Raw genomic sequence first — 19,268 nt, forward strand, 5'->3', positions numbered from 1 at the left:
GCACGACACGGCACCGGGCACCGACAGGCGGCTGTCGGTGCCCGGTGCCACGCTGGGGCCATGACCGAGCTGCTGACTCACGCCGACGTGACCGCACGCACCGACGACCGCCACTGGCGGGTCCTGCTGGGCTCGCTCCACGCGTCCTTCCGCACCGGGACGTTCGGCCACGGCTTCCTGCTCGCGCAGCGCATCACGCTCGCAGCCGAGGCCGTGCAGCACCACCCCGACCTGCACCTGACCTACGAGCGGCTGCGCGTGACGCTCACGAGCCACGACGCCCAGGGTCTGACCGCCCGTGACGTCGCGCTGGCCGCCGTGATCACGCAGATCGCCGACGAGCTGGGGATCGAGGCCGAGGTCCCGGTGCTCGGCATCACCGAGATCGCGATCGACGCGCTCGACATCCCGGCCGTGGTGCCGTTCTGGCGGGCCGTGCTGGGCTACCGCGCGGCAGCGGGGGAGGACCCCGCTGAGCCGACCGCGCTCGAGGACCCGGCGGGTCTGGGCCCGGCGGTCTGGTTCCAGCAGATGGAGGCGCCGCGACCGCAGCGCAACCGCATCCACGTCGACGTCACGGTGCCGCACGACGTCGCGGAGCAGCGCGTCGCCGACGCGATCGCGGCGGGCGGCCACCTCGTGAGCAACGACCGCGCGCCCGCGTTCTGGATCCTGGCCGACGTCGAGGGCAACGAGATGTGCGTGTGCACCTGGCAGGGGCGGTCATGAGCGAGGTCGACATCAAGCCGCGGTCGCGCACAGTCACCGACGGCCTCGAGGCGACCGCGTCGCGCGGCATGCTGCGCGCCGTCGGCATGGGGGACGACGACTTCGCGAAGCCGCAGATCGGCGTCGCGAGCTCGTGGAACGAGATCACGCCGTGCAACCTGTCGCTCGACCGCCTCGCGAAGGCCGTCAAGGAGGGCGTGTTCGCGGCGGGCGGGTACCCGCTCGAGTTCGGCACCATCTCGGTGTCCGACGGCATCTCGATGGGCCACGAGGGCATGCACTTCTCGCTCGTGAGCCGCGACATCATCGCCGACAGCGTCGAGACGGTCATGCAGGCCGAGCGGCTCGACGGGTCGGTGCTGCTCGCGGGCTGCGACAAGTCGCTCCCCGGCATGCTCATGGCCGCGGCGCGGCTCGACCTGGCGAGCGTGTTCCTGTACGCCGGGTCGATCATGCCGGGCTGGGTCAAGCTCGAGGACGGCACCGAGAAGGAGGTCACGCTGATCGACGCGTTCGAGGCCGTGGGCGCGTGCTCGCGGGGCCTCATGAGCCGCGAGGACGTGGGCCGCATCGAACGGGCGGTCTGCCCGGGCGAGGGGGCGTGCGGTGGCATGTACACCGCGAACACCATGGCGTCGGTGGCCGAGGCGATGGGCATGTCGCTGCCCGGGTCGGCCGCGCCGCCCTCGGCCGACCGTCGCCGCGACGAGTTCGCGCACCGCTCGGGGGAGGCCGTCGTGGAGCTGCTGCGCCGCGGCATCACGGCGCGCCAGATCATGACCAAGGAGGCGTTCGAGAACGCGATCGCCGTGGTCATGGCCTTCGGCGGCTCGACCAACGCGGTCCTGCACCTGCTCGCGATCGCGCACGAGGCCGAGGTCGACCTGACGCTCGACGACTTCTCACGGGTCGCCGCGCGGGTCCCGCACCTGGGTGACCTCAAGCCGTTCGGCCGCTACGTCATGAACGACGTGGACCGCGTCGGCGGCGTGCCGGTCATCATGAAGGCCCTGCTCGACGCCGGGCTCATCCACGGCGACTGCCTGACGGTCACGGGGCGCACGGTCGCGGAGAACCTGGCCGAGATCGACCCGCCCGACCCCGACGGCAAGATCCTGCGGGCGCTCGACAACCCGATCCACCGCTCGGGCGGCATCACGATCCTCAAGGGCTCGCTCGCGCCCGAGGGGGCCGTGGTCAAGTCGGCGGGCTTCGACTCCGACGTCTTCGAGGGCACGGCCCGGGTGTTCGAGCGTGAGCGCTCGGCGATGGACGCGCTCGAGGACGGCACGATCGTCGCGGGTGACGTCGTCGTGATCCGCTACGAGGGCCCCAAGGGGGGGCCGGGCATGCGCGAGATGCTCGCGATCACGGGCGCGATCAAGGGTGCGGGCCTGGGCAAGGACGTGCTGCTGCTGACCGACGGCCGGTTCTCGGGCGGGACGACCGGGCTGTGCGTGGGGCACGTGGCCCCCGAGGCCGTCGACGCGGGGCCCATCGCGTTCGTGCGCGACGGTGACCGCATCCGGCTCGACGTCGCGCACGGGCTCCTCGAGCTGCTGGTCGACGAGGACGAGCTCGCGGCCCGCCGCGTCGGCTGGGAGCCGGTGCCGCACCGCTACACCCGCGGGGTGCTCGCGAAGTACGTCAAGCTCGTGCAGTCGGCGTCGGTGGGTGCGGTGCTCGTCTAGCCCGTACGCAGCGGACATGCGTCGATCAGGTCGGTGCCATCCCAGGAGCATCCCGATCTGTGGACGCGTGAACCACCATGTGAGACGCGCGGGGTGAAGCGTGACAACCTCGGCGGGCGCGCGTACAGTCTCGTGCGTGCAGACGATCCTTGTAGTACTTCCCGGGCGCGCAGGCTGAGGCCACTTTCGCCACGGTCTCGTCAGCGCGCTCACCCCTCGTCCAGCCCTTCGCGGCTCGAGGGGTTTTTCTATGTCAGCACCACCACGTAGCCCCGCACGCAGCACCCAGCACGACCAGAGCATCCGCTCCAGCACCGACGCCAGGGAGAAATCGATGGTCCAGGGCACCCACCCCGCACCTCCGCGCACCACGGCTGCCACGCCGGCCTCGGTGCGAGCGACGGTCGAGCCGCGGCTCACCGGCGCGCAGCAGCCCGCCCGAGCGGCGACGGTCGGCCCGGAGCAGGTCACGGGCGCCCAGTCGATCGTGCGCTCGCTCGAGGAGGCCGGTGTCGAGGTCGTCTTCGGCATCCCCGGCGGCGCGATCCTGCCGACGTACGACCCGCTGATGGACTCGACGAGGCTGCGCCACATCCTGGTGCGCCACGAGCAGGGCGCCGGTCACGCCGCGTCGGGCTACGCGCACGCCACCGGCAGGGTCGGGGTCTGCATGGCGACGTCGGGCCCCGGTGCGACCAACCTGGTGACGCCGCTCGCGGACGCGAACATGGACTCGATCCCGATGGTGGCGATCACGGGTCAGGTCGGGGCGTCGCTGATCGGCACCGACGCGTTCCAGGAGGCCGACATCGTCGGCATCACGCTGCCGATCACCAAGCACAACTTCCTCGTGACCGACCCGGCCGACATCCCGCGCGTCATCGCCGAGGCCTTCCACATCGCCTCGACCGGCCGCCCGGGCCCCGTGCTCGTGGACATCGCCAAGTCGGCCATGCAGACCGAGACCACGTTCTCGTGGCCGCAGGACCTCGACCTGCCCGGGTACCACCCCGTCACGAAGCCGCACGCCAAGCAGATCCGGGAGGCGGCGCGGCTGCTGGCGACGGCACGACGCCCCGTGCTGTACATCGGCGGCGGCGCGATCCGCTCCGGTGCGTCGGCCGAGCTGCGTCGGCTCGTGGACGCGTCCGGCGCCGCCGCGGTCACGACCCTCATGGCCCGCGGGGCGCTGCCCGACTCGCACCCCCAGCACCTGGGCATGCCCGGCATGCACGGCACCGTCGCTGCCGTCGCGGCGCTCCAGAAGGCCGACCTGATCGTCAGCCTCGGGGCCCGGTTCGACGACCGCGTGACGGGCAAGCTGTCGAGCTTCGCGCCGCACGCCACGATCGTGCACGCCGACATCGACCCGGCCGAGATCGGCAAGAACCGTGTGGTCGACGTGCCGATCGTCGGCGACCTGCGCGAGGTCATCGCCGACCTGCTGCCCGAGCTCGAGCGTGAGCACGTCCAGCACGGCAAGCCCGACCTGGCGGCCTGGTGGCACGAGCTCGACGCGCTGCGCGAGACGTTCCCGCTCGGCTTCGACGAGCCCAGCGACGGTCACCTCGCCCCGCAGCACGTCATCTCGCGCATCGGCGAGATCTCGGGTCCCGAGTCGATCTTCGTGGCGGGCGTGGGCCAGCACCAGATGTGGGCCTCGCAGTTCATCCGCTACGAGCGGCCGAACTCCTGGCTCAACTCCGGGGGCCTGGGAACGATGGGCTTCGCGGTGCCCGCCGCGATGGGCGCCAAGGTGGGGGAGCCCGGTCGCACCGTGTGGGCGATCGACGGCGACGGCTGCTTCCAGATGACCAACCAGGAGCTCGCGACCTGCGCGATCAACGAGATCCCGATCAAGGTCGCGGTCATCAACAACTCCTCGCTGGGCATGGTGCGCCAGTGGCAGACGCTGTTCTACGAGTCGCGGTACTCGAACACCGACCTGCACACGGGTCACGGCACCGTGCGGATCCCCGACTTCGTCAAGCTCGCCGACGCGTACGGGTGCGTCGGGCTGCGCTGCGAGACCAAGGCCGACGTCGACGCGACGATCAAGCGGGCGATGGAGATCGACGACCGCCCCGTGGTGGTCGACTTCACGGTCTCGCGCGACGCGATGGTCTGGCCGATGGTGCCCACGGGCGTCAGCAACGACGACATCATCTACGCGCGGGGCATCACGCCCGCGTGGGACCGGGAGGACTGAGTGCGGCGGATCGGCCTGCTCGGCGGCACCTCCTGGCAGTCGTCGTCGCACTACTACAGCCAGCTCAACGAGGGGGTCCAGGCCCGCCTGGGCGGGCTCCGCTCGGCCGACCTGGTGCTGCGCTCGGTCGACTTCGCCGACGTCGCGGCGCTGCAGAGCGCCGGTGACTGGGCAGCGCTCGGTGCGATGTACGAGCGCGAGGGTGCGCAGCTGCGCGCCGGGGGAGCCGAGCTGGTGGGCATCCTGGCGAACACGATGCACCTGGTCCACGACCAGGTCGCCCGCGGCTCGGGCCTGCCGGTGGTGCACGTCGTCGACGTGGTGGCCGATGCGGTCGTCGACCTGGGCGTCGAGCGCGTGGGTCTGCTCGGCACGCGCTTCACGATGGCGTCGCAAGAGCTGTACCCGGCCCGGCTCGCCGCCCGGGGCGTCGGGACGATCGTGCCCACGGGTGCCGACGCGGTCGAGGTCGACCGGGTGATCTACGAGGAGCTCGCGCTCGGCCGGGTGCTGGACTCCTCGCGGGCGTCGTACGCCGCGATCATCGGACGCCTGGTCGAGCAGGGTGCGCAGGCGATCGTCCTCGGCTGCACCGAGCTGTCGATGCTCGTCCCGCCCGACGACCCTGCGTTCAGCCCCGTACCGCTGCTCGACAGCACAGCACTGCACGTCCACGCCCTCCTCGACGCGGCCCTCGCGCCGCAGGCCTCGTCCCTGGAAGAAGGTGCAGCATGACCAGGCACACGCTCTCGGTGCTGGTGGAGAACAAGCCCGGCGTCCTCACGCGTGTCGCGGGGCTCTTCGCGCGGCGCTCGTTCAACATCCACTCGCTCGCGGTCGGTCCGACCGAGCGCGACGAGATCTCGCGCATCACTGTCGTCGTCGACGTGGACGACCTGCCGCTCGAGCAGGTGACCAAGCAGCTGAACAAGCTCATCAACGTCATCAAGATCGTCGAGCTCGAGGACGCCGCGTCGGTCCAGCGCGAGCTGCTGCTCGTCAAGGTCCGGGCCGAGGCCGCGCAGCGCACGCACGTGCTCGAGGTCGTCGAGCTGTTCCGGGCGCACGTCGTCGACGTGGTCCCCGACACCGTGACGATCGAGGCCACGGGCGGCCCGGCCAAGCTCGCGGCCCTGCTCGGTGCCCTCGAGCCGTTCGGGGTCCGCGAGATCGTGCAGTCCGGCACGGTCGCCATCGGCCGCGGCTCCCGCTCCATCACCGACCGCGCGCTCGAGCGGGTCACCCGGTCGGCCTGACGACCGACCCTTCGAACGACACAGACGTCCATCCTCACCGAATCACACCAAGGAGAACCACCGTGGCTGAGCTGTTCTACGACGACGACGCCGACCTGTCCCTGATCGCCGCCAAGAAGGTCGCCGTCATCGGCTACGGCAGCCAGGGCCACGCGCACGCGCTCAACCTGCGCGACTCGGGCGTCGACGTCCGCGTCGGTCTGCGCGAGGGCTCCGCCTCGCGGGCCAAGGCCGAGAACGAGGGCCTGCGTGTGCTGTCCGTCGTGGACGCCGTCAAGGAGGCCGACGTCGTCGTGATCCTGGCGCCCGACCAGGTGCAGCGTCACCTGTACCGCGACGAGATCGCCCCGAACCTCAACGAGGGTGCGGCGCTCGTCTTCGGGCACGGCTTCAACATCCGCTTCGGCTACATCACGCCCGAGGCCGGCCACGACGTCGTCATGGTCGCCCCGAAGGGCCCGGGCCACCTGGTGCGTCGCGAGTACGTCGACGGCCGCGGCGTGCCGGTGATCGTCGCCGTCGAGCAGGACGCGTCGGGCAGCGCCTGGGACCTCGCGCTCTCGTACGCCAAGGCGATCGGTGGCCTGCGCGCGGCCGGCATCAAGACGACGTTCACCGAGGAGACCGAGACCGATCTGTTCGGCGAGCAGGCCGTGCTGTGCGGCGGCGCCTCGCAGCTGGTCCAGTACGGCTTCGAGACGCTGACCGAGGCGGGCTACCAGCCCGAGGTCGCGTACTTCGAGGTGCTGCACGAGCTCAAGCTCATCGTCGACCTGATGGTCGAGGGCGGCATCGCCAAGCAGCGCTGGAGCGTGTCCGACACCGCCGAGTACGGCGACTACGTCTCGGGCCCGCGGGTCATCGACCCGAGCGTCAAGGAGAACATGAAGGCCGTCCTCGCGGACATCCAGAACGGTGCCTTCGCGAAGCGCTTCATCGACGACCAGGACGCGGGCGCCCCGGAGTTCACCGAGCTCCGCGCCAAGGGCGAGGCGCACCCGATCGAGGCCACGGGCCGCTCGCTGCGCAAGATGTTCGCGTGGGTCAAGCCGTCCGAGGGCGACTACGTCGAGGGCAGCGCCGCGCGCTGACGCTCGCACCCCGCACCACGGCACGAGGAACCTCCGTGCCGGTCTCGGACCCCAGGGCCGCGACCGGCACGGAGGTTCCGGCGTGCCGCGCACAGGTCGGCAAGCCCGGGGGCGCCGACCGGAAGCACGACCCGGCAGACCAGAACGACGAGGAGCGCACGATGCACGCGGTGGACGAGAGCGAGATCCAGCGGTTCTGGGAGGTCGCCCGAGGGCATGCCGGGATCGACCGGCTGGGTGTCGTCGTGGGCGCGTCGGCGCTGGGAGCGGTGCCCCCGCAGGCCTGGTCGTTCGGCGACTCGCCCCGACTCGCGGACGAGCTGCTCGCGCACGTGCTGGACGGGGAGAAGAGGGCGTGCTCGACCGCCGTGTGGGAGCTCGAGCACGCGGGCGAGCCGATGCCCGCCGTGGGGGAGCTGTCGATCCTGCTCGACGGTGCGGGTCACCCGCGCGGGCTGATCCGCACGACGGTGGTGCGGATCGCGGCCTTCGAGGACGTGGACGCCGCGTTCGCGGCCGCCGAGGGCGAGGACGACCGGACGCTCGAGTCGTGGCGCCGTGAGCACGAGAAGTACTGGCGCCGGGTCGCGGAGACGACCGGGGGCCCTGAGTTCACCCCGGACATGCCACTCGTGCTCGAGGAGTTCGAGCTCCTGTACCAGCAGCCGCCCGCGTCCGAGCAATGAGATGAAGGTCCCGACGTGTGAGACGGAGGGGTAGCGTTCGACCATGGTCGAGAACACCGCAGCACGTGACATCCGGCTGGCCGTCGTGGCCGGGGACGGCATCGGCACCGAGGTCGTCGAGCAGGGTCTGCTCGCGCTCGAGGCAGCGCTGCCGGGCGGCTCGGTGCGGCTCACCACCACGGACTTCGACCTGGGTGCGCGCCGCTGGCACGCGACCGGCGAGACCCTGACGGACACCGACCTCGACGCGATCCGCACGCACGACGCGATCCTGCTGGGCGCGATCGGCGACCCGGGGGTCCCGTCGGGCGTGCTCGAGCGCGGGCTGCTGCTCAAGCTGCGCTTCGCCCTCGACCACTACGTCAACCTGCGGCCCGGCCGCCTGTACCCGGGCGTCACCTCACCGCTCGCGGACCCCGGCGAGGTCGACTTCGTCGTGGTGCGCGAGGGCACCGAGGGCCCGTACGTCGGCAACGGCGGGGCGATCCGCGTCGGCACCCCGCACGAGGTCGCGAACGAGGTCAGCGTCAACACCGCGTTCGGCGTCGAGCGCGTGGTGCGGGACGCGTTCGCGCGCGCTGCGGCCCGTCCGCGCAAGAAGCTCACCCTGGTGCACAAGCACAACGTGCTGGTGCACGCGGGCCACCTGTGGCGCCGCACCGTCGAGGCAGTCAACGCGGAGTTCCCCGACGTCACCGTCGACTACCTGCACGTCGACGCGGCGACGATCTTCCTGGTCACGAACCCCTCGCGGTTCGACGTGATCGTCACCGACAACCTCTTCGGCGACATCATCACCGACCTCGCCGCCGCCGTCACGGGCGGGATCGGCCTCGCCGCGTCGGCCAACATCAACCCCGAGCGCACCACGCCGAGCATGTTCGAGCCGGTGCACGGCTCCGCGCCCGACATCGCCGGCCAGGGCAAGGCCGACCCGACGGCGACGGTGCTGTCGGTCGCGCTCCTGCTCGACCACCTGGGCCTGCCCAACGCGTCCGCCAAGGTCGAGGCCGCCGTCGCCGCCGACCTGGTCGAGCGTGCCGCGCTCGGCGGCCGAGTACGGTCGACGGCCGAGGTGGGCAAGGACCTCGCCGCACGCATCGCCGGCTGACGCCGACGGTCGGCCCCGGCCGACGAGCACCTGCGGGCACCTTCTCCCCACGGCCGTCCTCACCCGGTAACGTCAGTCCAGAACCTGGTGAAAGGCCTTCCCATGAGCATCACGACCACCTCGACGACGTTCGAGGTCCATCTCACCGAGTCGCCGACGCCCGCCGACGAGCGCGCGGCGAAGCTCGTCGCACCGCGGTTCGGCACCGTGTTCAGCGACCACATGGCGCGGATCACCTGGTCGGTCGACCAGGGCTGGCACGACCGCCGCATCGAGCCCTACGGGCCGCTGCAGCTGGACCCGGCCACCGCGGTGCTGCACTACGCGCAGGAGATCTTCGAGGGTCTCAAGGCGTACCGCCACGCCGACGGATCGGTGTGGACGTTCCGGCCGTGGGCCAACGCCGCCCGGTTCGCGCGGTCGGCGCAGCGCCTCGCGCTGCCCGTGCTCTCCGAGGAGGACTTCCTCGGCTCGCTCGCCGCGCTCGTGGCGACCGACGTCGAGTGGGTGCCGTCCGGGGACGAGAGCAGCCTGTACCTGCGGCCGTTCATGTACGCCTCCGAGCGGTTCCTCGGGGTGCGCCCCTCGGCCGCGGCCGAGTACCTCGTGATCGCCTCGCCCGTCGGGCCGTACTTCGCGAGCGGCGTGCAGCCCGTGTCGATCTGGGTCGCCGAGGACTTCCACCGCGCCGGGGCCGGCGGCACCGGGGCGGCCAAGTGCGGCGGCAACTACGCGGCGAGCCTGCTGCCCCAGCAGGAGGCCTACGCGCTCGGCTACGACCAGGTGTGCTTCCTCGACGCCTCGACCAACACGCTCGTCGAGGAGCTCGGCGGGATGAACGTCTTCCTCGTGCACGCCGACGGCAGCGTCTCGACCCCCGAGCTGTCCGGCTCGATCCTCGAGGGCGTCACCCGTTCCTCGATCCTGCAGCTCCTCGCGGACGCGGGGCACGAGGTGCGCGAGCGCCCCGTCCCGCTCGCCGAGCTGCGCGCGGGCCTCGAGGACGGCTCGGTCGCGGAGGTCTTCGCGTGCGGCACGGCCGCGGTGGTGACGCCCATCGGGCGGCTCGGAGGCCAGGGCTTCGACCTCACGGTCGGTGACGGCGCGACGGGTCCCGTCACGTCGAGCGTCCGCAACGAGCTCACCGACATCCAGTACGGACGGGTCGCCGACCGTCACGGCTGGCTCCGTCGGCTGGTCTGACGGGCTGCGGCCCACGTGTCCCGGGTCGACCCTCGCTCGACCCGGGACACGTGTCCGGCGGATCCTGCCGGTGCAGCGGCCCGTGTGGCAGGATGTGGTCTGTGACACCTTGTTCCGCGTCTCACCTCATGATCGCCTAGCGCGTCTGCCCACCCGCAGACGCGCCGACCTCCCGTATCCCCGGGGGGTTTTTTTGTTGCCGACTCCACCATCCCGGGCGCGGCGACGACGCACCATCCTGGGACGGCGTCCCCACGGCTGACGACCAGCGGCCGCGGCACGGCGCCTGTCCGCCACTCGCCTGGAGAGAGACCACCGTGAGCAGCTCGACGACCGGCACCGGCCGCCCGTTCCACGTGTACGACACGACGCTGCGCGACGGCGCACAGCAGGAGGGCATGAACCTGTCGGCCGCCGACAAGCTGCTCATCGCGCCCCTGCTCGACGAGCTGGGCGTCGGCTTCATCGAGGGCGGCTGGCCGGGGGCGATCCCCAAGGACACCGAGTTCTTCGCGCGTGCCGCCAAGGAGCTCGACCTGCGCCACGCTGTGCTCGCCGCGTTCGGCGCGACCCGCAAGGCCGGCACCGAGGCGTGGCAGGACCCGCAGGTGCGGGCCCTGCTGGACTCCGAGGCCCCGGTCGTGACGCTGGTCGCGAAGAGCGACCTGCGGCACGCCGAGCGGGCGCTGCGCACCACCGGCACCGAGAACCTCGCGATGATCGCGGACACCGTCGCGCTGCTCGCGCGCGAGGGCCGGCGCGTGGTGGTCGACGCCGAGCACTTCTTCGACGGGTACCGCCACGACCCGGCGTACTCGCTCGCCGCTGTGCTCGCCGCGTTCGAGGCCGGCGCCGAGGTCGTGGCGCTGTGCGACACGAACGGCGGCATGCTGCCGGACTGGGTGACCCGCATCGTCGCCGAGGTGCGGGCCGCGGTCGGCCCCGACGGGGTGCTGGGCATCCACGCGCACAACGACTCGGGCTGCGCGGTCGCGAACACGCTCGCCGCGGTCGAGGCCGGCTGCTCGCACGTCCAGGGCACGGTCAACGGCTACGGCGAGCGCACCGGCAACGCGGACCTGCTCGCGGTCGTCGCGAACCTCGAGCTCAAGGGCGGCCGGTCGCTGCTGGCCACCGACGAGGCCGGGAACGGCGGTCTGCGCGAGATGACCCGGATCGCGCACGCCATCAGCGAGATCACCAACATCGCCCCGTTCGCCCGCCAGCCCTACGTCGGTGCCAGCGCGTTCGCGCACAAGGCCGGGCTGCACGCGAGCGCGATCAAGGTCGACCCCGACCTCTACCAGCACATCGACCCCGTGGCCGTGGGCAACGACATGCGCATGCTCATCTCCGAGATGGCGGGGCGTGCGTCGATCGAGCTCAAGGGCCGTGAACTGGGCTTCGACCTCGCGGGGCAGGGTGAGCTGCTCACGCGCGTGACGAACCGGGTCAAGGACGCCGAGGCGAACGGGTACACGTTCGACGCGGCCGACGCGTCGTTCGAGCTGCTGCTCATCGAGGAGATCGACGGGGCGCGGCCGGGCTACTTCACGGTGGAGAGCTGGCGGACGATCGTCGAGCGGGCGGGCAGCCGCGGGGTGCCCGCGACGGCCGAGGCGACCGTCAAGCTCCGCGCCGGCGGCGAGCGCATCGTCAGCACGGGGGAGGGCAACGGTCCCGTCAACGCGCTCGACGAGGCGCTGCGGCAGGCGCTGCTGCGCGTCTACCCCGAGCTCGAGGCGTTCCAGCTGATCGACTTCAAGGTGCGCATCCTCGACGCGATGCACGGCACGGACGCGGTGACGCGCGTGCTCATCGAGACCACCGACGGCCAGACGTCGTGGAGCACCGTCGGGGTGGGCCCCAACGTCATCGAGGCGTCGTGGGAGGCGCTGACCGACTCGGCGATCTGGGGTCTGCGGAACCACGGCGTCCTGCCGCGCTGACGGGCTGCGGTCGACCCGTCGGGCGGTGCGTCCTAGGGTCGGGAGGAGCCTTCGACGCAGGGAGCCCACGGTGTCCGACGACGAGCCCGAGCCTGGCGGCACGGAGCGCGCGACATCCACCGGTGCCCGCGCCCCGCGGCGCGCGGCACGTCGCTGGTGGGGTGCTGCCGCGGTCCTCGTCGTGGCGGTGGGCGGCTCGCTGCTCCTGCGCTCGTGGGGCGACGCGGGCGCGGACCCGTTGCCCGCGGGCACGCAGGCCCACACCTCGATGCTGCCGAGCGCACCGGCGTCGACGCCCGCCGCCGAGCCGCTGTTCGACCAGGCCGGACTTGCCCCCCTGTTCGTGACGGCTGCCGAGGTCGAGGCGACGCTGCCGGGCGCGGCCGGCGGGGTCGTGCAGGAGGTGCGCAGCGGCGAGCTCGCGTGGGGGCTCGGCGAAGGGCGGTCGGTCTCGCCCGAGGGCTGCACCCTCGCGGCCACCGTCGTCGCCGACTCCCCGCCGGGTTTCGACGCCCGCGCGTGGGGGAACGGCACCGTGACGTTCGCCGAGCAGGCCGTGCTCCTGCCCAGCGTCGAGGCCGCTGTCCAGGCCTTCCGGACGCTCGTGGCGACGGTCGACGCCTGCCCGGCCTACGACGTCGTCGGCCCGGATGCGAGCATGACCGGGGTGGTCGCGTCGCCGGCGACCGAGGCGCAGGGGATCTACCCGTCGCTCGTGCAGCAGACCCGGCAGACCACGGGCGCCGACGTGGTCCTCGCGCTGCACGGTCACGTGCTGGTCGAGAACGTCATCCTCACGTGGACCGCCGACGCGGGCCCCGGCGCAGACGACCAGCAGCTGCGCGACCGTCTCGGGGCGGGCGAGGACATCGACACCATGGTCCAGGAGCAGGCCCGCTCGGCGGTCGCGGCTCTCCACGGCGACGGGTGACGCCGGCCACCCGACGAGCCGGGTCGCGTCGTCCGGGGCACCGTCGCGGGACGCCTAAGGTGGACGGGTGCGCGGAGAGTACAAGGTTCCTGGTGGCAAGCTCGTCGCAGCAGACGTCGAGGTCGACGAGGGCACGCTGACGCGCGTGTCCGTGAGCGGGGACTTCTTCCTCGAGCCCGACGAGGCGCTCGGGGTCATCGACCGTTCGCTCGTGGGGCTGCCCGAGACGACGCGGGTGGCCGACCTGAGCGCGCGGATCGTGTCGGCGCTCGAGGCGGCCGAGGCGGACGGCACGCTGCCGGGCGGCACCACGATGATCGGGTTCGACGCCGAGTCGGTCGCGATCGCTGTGCGCCGGGCGCTCGGTCACGCGACCGGCTGGCACGACCACACGTTCGACGTGATCCACGGCCCCACCCTGACACCCGCGACCAACGCGGCGCTCGACCAGGTGCTCACCGAGGAGCTCGCCGCGGGACGCCGCGGCCCGACGCTGCGCTTCTGGGAGTGGGTCGACCCGGCGGTCGTGATCGGCTCGTTCCAGTCGCTGCGCAACGAGGTCGACCCCGAGGGGGCGCAGAAGCACGGCATCACCGTGGTGCGGCGCATCTCGGGCGGCGGGGCGATGTTCATGGAGGCGGGCAACTGCATCACGTTCTCGCTCGTGGTCCCGGCCTCGCTCGTCGACGGCCTGACGTTCGAGCAGTCCTACACGTTCCTCAACGACTGGGTGCTGGGCGCGCTCGCCGACGTGGGCGTCCAGGCGTCCGTCTCGGGCCTCAACGACATCGCCTCGCCCGCGGGCAAGCTCGCCGGGTCGGCGCAGAAGCGGGTGGTGGGCGGCGCGGTGCTGCACCACGTGACGATGGCCTACGACATCGACGCGGACAAGATGCTCGAGGTGCTGCGCATCGGGCGCGAGAAGCTCTCCGACAAGGGGACGACGAGCGCGAACAAGCGCGTCGACCCGGTCCGCTCGCAGACGGGTCTGCCCCGCGAGAGGGTCATCGAGGCGTTCAAGGCACACTTCAGCGCGCGGTACCGGACGCTGGACTCGGCCCTGACGCCCGACGAGCTCGCGCGGGCGGCGGAGCTCGTCGAGACCAAGTTCTCCGACCCGGGCTGGACCGCGCGCGTCCCCTGACCGGCGCCGCGGAGGTCGCTTCGGGGGCGAGATCCGTCCCGGGTGCCTAGCGTGGCGGTGTGGATCCTGACCCGGCGGTGCCCGCTGCCGACGACCCCGGGGGTGCGGGGCCGCCCCGCCACTCGACCGTGGCGGCCCGGCGACGGTCCCGGTGGTGGTCGGTGGCTCTCGTGCTCGTCGCGCTGCTCGCGTTCAGCGGCTCGGCCGCGGGGTTCGCGTTCGCCCGGCTCCAGGGCACAGTCAACGACGTGGGAGACCTCGGCGCGCTCATCGGAGGGACGAGCGCGGGGGCGACACCGCGCTCCCAGCCCGACCGCTGGGCGGGACGCGCCCTCACCTTCCTCGCGATCGGCTCGGACGACCGCAACGGCGTGAACGGCGACATCGGCGGCACCGTGGGGGGCATGCGCTCGGACACGACGATGCTGGTCCACGTCTCGGCCGACCGCAGCCGGGTCGAGGTCGTCTCGATCCCACGGGACTCCGAGGTGCGGATCCCCGCCTGCCACCTCGACCGTGACCCCGCAGGGGCGATGTCGAGCCCGACCAAGGACAAGTTCAACGCCGCGTTCTCGGTCGGCGGGGCATCGGGGGACGCGGGGCTGGCCGGCCTGTGCACCGCCGCGACGGTCGCGGAGAACACCGGGATCGACGTCGGGGCGGACTTCGCGATCGTCGACTTCGCCGGGTTCGAGGGCATGGTCGACGCGATCGGGGGCGTGCGGGTGTGCGTGCCCGAGGCCATCCGTGACACCCACCGCAACACGAACCTCGACCTGTCCGCCGGGTGGCACACCCTGACCGGTGCGCAGGCGCTCGACTACGTGCGCGCCCGGTACGTGACCGGCTCCGACAACTCCGACACCCAGCGCATCCCGCGGCAGCAGAAGTTCATCGGTGCGCTCGTGCGCAAGGTCACCTCCTCGGACGTGCTCACGAGCCCGCGCAGCGTCGCGGGCTTCCTGGAGCAGGGCGCCAGCTCGCTGACGCTCTCGGGCGACCTCACCTCGTTGAGCAACCTGAGCGGGCTCGCCTGGAGCCTGCGCTCGCTCGACCCGGCCGAGGTCGTCTTCCTGACGGTGCCGACGGCGCCCAAGCCCGGGTCCAAGGGTCGCGTCCTGTGGACCGACGACGCGGACCTGCTGTGGGGACGGCTCGCGGCGGACGAGCCCGTCGTGGTCCCGGGCGCCACGGGAGAGCCGTCGGGCACGCCGACCGGAGAGGCGACAGGAGAGGCGACCGGGGAGGCGAGCGCACCGGGGCCGACGGTCACGACGGACCCCGAGGACTCGCCCGACGCCCCCGTCCCGTCGATCACCGCCCGCACGGGCGTCGACCCGGACGACGAGGCGTGCGGGTGATCCTCTTTGCTACGGTTCGTCACGCGGACGGCCCGCGCCGGGGGGAACCGGGAGGAGCCTGGCGTGCACCACGACACCTTCCCGCACCCCGATCGGGGGATGCGGGTCTCATCGCACGTGCTGTGCCTCGAACGCGGACGTGTGCTGCTCACCCGACGACGCGGGCCCGGGCCGGGGGGCCTCGCCTGGACGCTGCCGGGCGGTGTGCTCGACTTCGGTGAGCACCCCGTCGACGCGGCGCGGCGGGAGGTGCTTCGCTCGACGGGCTTCGTGGTCGAGACCGGGGTTCTGCTCGGGGTCGACTCCGCCCGGGGCAACGGGGTCGCACCCCCAGGGCGTCGCGGGCCGACCGAGCTCCACCTCCTGCGGCTGGTCTACGTCGCGCGCGTCGTGGGCAACCTCGTGGTCGAGGGGGTCGCGTCGTGGGGGATCGGGGCCGAGTGGGTCGACCTCGGCGAGCTGATGGACGGTCGGCGGATCGACCTCGTGGACACGGCCCTCGAGTGGGCGTGGAGCGACGTCCCGGCCTAGCCCGGGTCAGAGATGGTGGCCGCCGGGCCACGTGGTCTCGAGCGCGGCGCGGTCCCAGTGGGCGCGGTCCGCTGCGGCCTCGTACGTCGAGCGGTAGAACGCCAGCAGCGCCGCGTCGGGGTCGTCCGCGGTGCGCACCGCCGCGTACGGGAGGACGAACTCGCCCAGGTCGGGGTCGTAGTGCGCACCCTGCGGCGAGACGGGGTGCTGGGCGTACCCGTCGGGCTCGGGGTACGCGTAGGCGTAGAAGAACCCCTCCTCGCCACCTCCCGGCCAGAACCCCGCGTTGCTGCTCTCGTGCGACTCCGCCTCGACCTGGACCGAGCGCGGCACGTGGAGCGGGGCGCCCGACCAGGCCGGTGCGGGGCGCCCCGAGAAGACCGTCACGACCATGTCGAACCCGCCCCAGAAGAAGTGCGCGGGGCTCGCCTTGCCGACGAACGGTGAACGGAACTCGCTCATCACCCGGTGGGTGCTCACCAGCTGGCGCCAGAACGTCTCGACCGACGCGGCGTCGTACGACGCGTGCCGCTCGTCCTCGGCGAAGGGGATCGGATCCTCCACCTCGTTGGGCGTCGCCCAGATCTCGACGTCGAGCCCCAGCCGGGACAGCGCCGCGAGCGTCTCGTCGTAGAACTGCGCCACCGACTTCGGGGCGAGCGGCACCGTGCTCACGTCACCGGTCGTCGAGCGCACCCGCAGCTCGTGCTCCACGAGGTCGAGCTCCATGTCGAGCAGGCCCGCGTCCGGGCCGCCCGCGAACGTCGAGGTGCTGAGCCCGCGTGCCGTGACGTAGAGCGGCACCTGCCACCAGTGGTTGAGCATCGGCGACTGCGCCATGCGGATCTTGCCGAGGATCTGGGTCCACATGTGCAGCGTGTCCCGGGTGTCGGCCCACTCGTCCGACCGCAGCGCAGGCCAGGTGCCCCCGGCGCCTGCTCCGCGCGTCGACGAGGTCTCGCGTGCGTCGCCCATGCACCCCACCGTCAGCCCGGTGCCCAGGCCTGTCAATCGCTGGAGCGGCGGACGCCGTCAGGCGACGGGTGGGCGGGCGCCGAACACTCCTGTACCCACCCGGACGATCGTCGCGTCCTCGGCGACGGCCGCCTCGAGGTCGCCGCTCATGCCCATCGACAGCTCGCCCGCCGCGCCTGTGCCCGCCGCACCCGAGGCGAGCACGCGGTCGCGGATGCCCCGCAGCGTCGAGTACCCCGCGCGAACCACGTCCATCTCCGGCGAGCGGGCGCCGACCGTCATGAAACCCCGCAGCCGCAGGCCGTCGAGCGCCGCCACCTCGAGGGCCGCCTCCACGGCGTGCGCCGGGTCCAGGCCGTGCTTGGTGACCTCACCCGAGACGTTGACCTGGACCAGCACGTCCAGCACCCGGCCCGCGCTGACGCACCGGGTCGCGAGGCGTCGGGCGAGGTCGACCGAGTCGACGGACTCGATGCACGTCGCCGCACCGAGCGCCTGGTTCACCTTGTTCGACTGCAGCGGACCGATGAGGTGGAAGTCCGACGTCAGGTCGTGCAGGTGCGGGGCTTTCGCGACGAGCTCCTGCACCCGGTTCTCCCCGACCAGCACAGCGCGGGGCGCATCACCGGCGGGCACGGCGGCGCGGGCTGCGGCATCAGCCTCGAGCGCGATCCGCACGACCTCGAGCGGCTGGGTCTTGGTCGCCAGCAGCAGTCGCACCGAGTCGCGGGGCCTGCCGGCCGCGTCCTCCGCGGCGGCGACCCGGGCACGGACCCGGGCCAGCCGCGCGGCGATCTCGGTGCTGTCGGACGCGGAGCTCATGACCAGGACCCTAACGCCGGGACCGGTGCGCGCTACGACCAGCCCCCGCTCCCACGCCTCCGCCCGCGCGAGCCCCAGGGGTGGGTCAGGGGACTCACCGATACCGGGTCCGGCCGATCGAGGGCACAGTGGAAGGGTGAACACCCTGCTCAATCTCATCTGGTTCGTGCTCGCGGGCTTCTGGCTCGCGATCGGGTACGTCGTCGCCGGCATCATCTGCTGCGTCCTGATCATCACGATCCCGTTCGGCATCGCCTCGTTCCGCATGGCCAACTACGTGCTGTGGCCCTTCGGCCGCACCGTGGTGGACAAGCCGACGGCCGGGGCGATGTCGACCATCGGCAACGTGATCTGGCTCATCGTGGCGGGCTGGTGGCTCGCGCTCGAGCACATCGTCACGGGCATCGCGCAGTGCATCACCATCATCGGGATCCCGCTCGGGCTCGCGAACTTCAAGATGGTGCCGATCTCCCTCATGCCGCTGGGCAAGCAGATCGTCTTGTCGGACCGCACCTTCGCGTAGCGCGCCCACCCTGCCGCCGGAGCCATCTGTCCACAGACCGGCTGAACCGGTGACCGGGATGCCCGCCTTTCGCTAGGTTCGCGGGCATGGTCTCCACGTCGCGTGTGCCCGATGCTGCCCGGACCGCGCCGACGACCCCGCGCCTCGCCGTCGCCGCGGCCCTGGCCCTCACGCTGGTGACCGGGTGCACCTCGTCGACGGATCCCTCGCCGAGCCCGACCGTCACCGAGGCCGTCGCGACCCCCACCCCGACGCCGACGCCCACCTCGACCGCGAGCCCGAAGCCCGAACGCCCCGCCGCGATGGACGACGTCAGCGTCGAGGGCGCCATCGCCGTCGCGACGTACTTCATCTCGCTGTACCCGTACGTCTACAACACCGGCGACCTCACCGAGTGGAACACCCTCAGCCACCCCGAGTGCATCTTCTGCGCCAGCGTCGTCGAGGGCGTCACAGAGATGCACGCTTCGGAGAGGCGCATCGAGGGGGCTTCTGTCACGGTGACCTCATCCACGGGCGTAGACGTCACGCCGGGGTATTTCTACAGCGTCGAGTTGGACGCGAGGCAGCGCGCAGGCACCGAGGTCGATGCCATGGAAGAGGTATGGCCAGACGAGTCAGCCGAGAAGCGATACACGATCGCGTTCGTTGTGTTGCGTGAGGCAGATGCTTGGCGCATACGCGGCGTCGAAGCGAACGAAATTGATGAATAGGGTCCGCACGCCTCGTCGGTTGTCACGAGGTCTCGTCATTGCCGTTCTAGCAGCGCACTCCCTCGTCGTCAGCGATGGGGCAGCCCCAGGTGTTGAGCTCGGATCTGAGGCGAAAGATGATTCCTACGAGATGAAGGCTCGTGAGGCCCAGGCCCAGTTCGAATCCTGGTCTGTCGCCCGCGCTGCGGTTGATCCGGCGGCGTTGCTGGTCGAGTTCCGGCGGATGGAGCAGTGCGAGACATCGAACGGGAGCGTCTACCCGGCCGAGAACGGGCCCTGTGCGGCGACCGACGGGTACGTCCCGCTGCCCGACTGCGGCGGGTTCACCCCGCTGCTGCACCTG

At 71.9% G+C, this 19,268-nt stretch carries 19 protein-coding genes; 17 read left to right on the forward strand and 2 right to left on the reverse strand.

Going from position 1 to position 19,268, the window contains the following annotated elements:
* Nucleotides 1–60 precede the first annotated feature (60 nt).
* From ACGIF2_RS17385 to ACGIF2_RS17450, 14 genes are all read left to right on the forward strand, one after another.
* Entirely contained in the window at nucleotides 61–729 is a 669-nt protein-coding gene (locus tag ACGIF2_RS17385) for a VOC family protein (RefSeq protein ID WP_396048470.1), read from the forward strand.
* Nucleotides 726–2,420, forward strand: a complete 1,695-nt coding sequence (gene ilvD / locus ACGIF2_RS17390; protein WP_396048472.1) for a dihydroxy-acid dehydratase — start codon at nucleotides 726–728, stop codon at nucleotides 2,418–2,420. Before ACGIF2_RS17385 ends, ilvD begins: the two co-directional genes overlap by 4 nt.
* A gap of 334 nt (nucleotides 2,421–2,754) precedes the next feature.
* Nucleotides 2,755–4,629, forward strand: coding sequence for an acetolactate synthase large subunit (locus ACGIF2_RS17395; protein ID WP_396048474.1), 1,875 nt, complete (start codon nucleotides 2,755–2,757; stop codon nucleotides 4,627–4,629).
* Nucleotides 4,630–5,364 carry an aspartate/glutamate racemase family protein gene (locus ACGIF2_RS17400; protein WP_396048476.1) on the forward strand — a complete coding sequence of 245 codons (735 nt, stop codon included), beginning with the start codon at nucleotides 4,630–4,632 and terminating at the stop codon, nucleotides 5,362–5,364.
* Entirely contained in the window at nucleotides 5,361–5,885 is a 525-nt protein-coding gene (gene ilvN, locus ACGIF2_RS17405; RefSeq protein WP_396048478.1) for an acetolactate synthase small subunit, read from the forward strand. The genes ACGIF2_RS17400 and ilvN overlap by 4 nt, the downstream gene beginning before the upstream one ends.
* Nucleotides 5,886–5,947: 62 nt before the next feature.
* Entirely contained in the window at nucleotides 5,948–6,976 is a 1,029-nt protein-coding gene (gene ilvC / locus ACGIF2_RS17410; RefSeq protein WP_396048480.1) for a ketol-acid reductoisomerase, read from the forward strand.
* 161 nt (nucleotides 6,977–7,137) lie between these two features.
* The gene (locus ACGIF2_RS17415; RefSeq protein WP_396048481.1) at nucleotides 7,138–7,662 is read left to right on the forward strand and encodes an ASCH domain-containing protein; all 525 of its coding nucleotides are present in this window, start codon (nucleotides 7,138–7,140) and stop codon (nucleotides 7,660–7,662) included.
* Between the two features lie 43 nt (nucleotides 7,663–7,705).
* A complete protein-coding gene (locus ACGIF2_RS17420; protein WP_396048483.1) occupies nucleotides 7,706–8,773 on the forward strand; it encodes a 3-isopropylmalate dehydrogenase in 1,068 nt (355 codons plus the stop codon).
* Nucleotides 8,774–8,875: 102 nt separating this feature from the next.
* A complete protein-coding gene (locus ACGIF2_RS17425) occupies nucleotides 8,876–9,976 on the forward strand; it encodes a branched-chain amino acid aminotransferase (protein WP_396048486.1) in 1,101 nt (366 codons plus the stop codon).
* Nucleotides 9,977–10,293: 317 nt separating this feature from the next.
* A complete protein-coding gene (gene cimA, locus ACGIF2_RS17430; protein WP_396048488.1) occupies nucleotides 10,294–11,925 on the forward strand; it encodes a citramalate synthase in 1,632 nt (543 codons plus the stop codon).
* A 70-nt stretch (nucleotides 11,926–11,995) separates the two neighbouring features.
* On the forward strand, nucleotides 11,996–12,856 hold the full coding sequence (locus ACGIF2_RS17435; RefSeq protein WP_396048490.1) for a hypothetical protein: 861 nt from the start codon (nucleotides 11,996–11,998) through the stop codon (nucleotides 12,854–12,856).
* A 67-nt stretch (nucleotides 12,857–12,923) separates the two neighbouring features.
* Nucleotides 12,924–14,000, forward strand: a complete 1,077-nt coding sequence (locus ACGIF2_RS17440) for a biotin/lipoate A/B protein ligase family protein (RefSeq protein WP_396048492.1) — start codon at nucleotides 12,924–12,926, stop codon at nucleotides 13,998–14,000.
* Between the two features lie 59 nt (nucleotides 14,001–14,059).
* Nucleotides 14,060–15,361, forward strand: a complete 1,302-nt coding sequence (locus ACGIF2_RS17445; protein WP_396048494.1) for an LCP family protein — start codon at nucleotides 14,060–14,062, stop codon at nucleotides 15,359–15,361.
* Between the two features lie 63 nt (nucleotides 15,362–15,424).
* Nucleotides 15,425–15,892, forward strand: coding sequence for an NUDIX hydrolase (locus ACGIF2_RS17450; RefSeq protein ID WP_396048496.1), 468 nt, complete (start codon nucleotides 15,425–15,427; stop codon nucleotides 15,890–15,892).
* 6 nt (nucleotides 15,893–15,898) lie between these two features.
* On the opposite strand, the gene ACGIF2_RS17455 is transcribed toward ACGIF2_RS17450, so the two are convergent.
* Both ACGIF2_RS17455 and ACGIF2_RS17460 read right to left on the reverse strand, forming a co-directional pair.
* Nucleotides 15,899–16,867, reverse strand: coding sequence for a DUF5996 family protein (locus ACGIF2_RS17455; RefSeq protein ID WP_396048498.1), 969 nt, complete (start codon nucleotides 16,865–16,867; stop codon nucleotides 15,899–15,901).
* Nucleotides 16,868–16,924: 57 nt separating this feature from the next.
* On the reverse strand, nucleotides 16,925–17,689 hold the full coding sequence (locus ACGIF2_RS17460; protein WP_396048500.1) for a YggS family pyridoxal phosphate-dependent enzyme: 765 nt from the start codon (nucleotides 17,687–17,689) through the stop codon (nucleotides 16,925–16,927).
* A 136-nt stretch (nucleotides 17,690–17,825) separates the two neighbouring features.
* On the opposite strand from ACGIF2_RS17460, the gene ACGIF2_RS17465 reads away from it, so the two are divergent.
* The 3 genes from ACGIF2_RS17465 to ACGIF2_RS17475 all read left to right on the forward strand — a co-directional run.
* Nucleotides 17,826–18,212: a YccF domain-containing protein gene (locus ACGIF2_RS17465; RefSeq protein WP_396048502.1), complete on the forward strand. Its 387-nt coding sequence runs from the start codon at nucleotides 17,826–17,828 to the stop codon at nucleotides 18,210–18,212.
* Between the two features lie 86 nt (nucleotides 18,213–18,298).
* On the forward strand, nucleotides 18,299–18,925 hold the full coding sequence (locus ACGIF2_RS17470; protein ID WP_396048504.1) for a DUF6318 family protein: 627 nt from the start codon (nucleotides 18,299–18,301) through the stop codon (nucleotides 18,923–18,925).
* A gap of 130 nt (nucleotides 18,926–19,055) precedes the next feature.
* Nucleotides 19,056–19,268 (forward strand): hypothetical protein (locus ACGIF2_RS17475; RefSeq protein ID WP_396048506.1); only part of this gene is annotated, 213 nt, incomplete at its 3' end.

The organism is Cellulomonas sp. P22 (genome assembly GCF_044392165.1).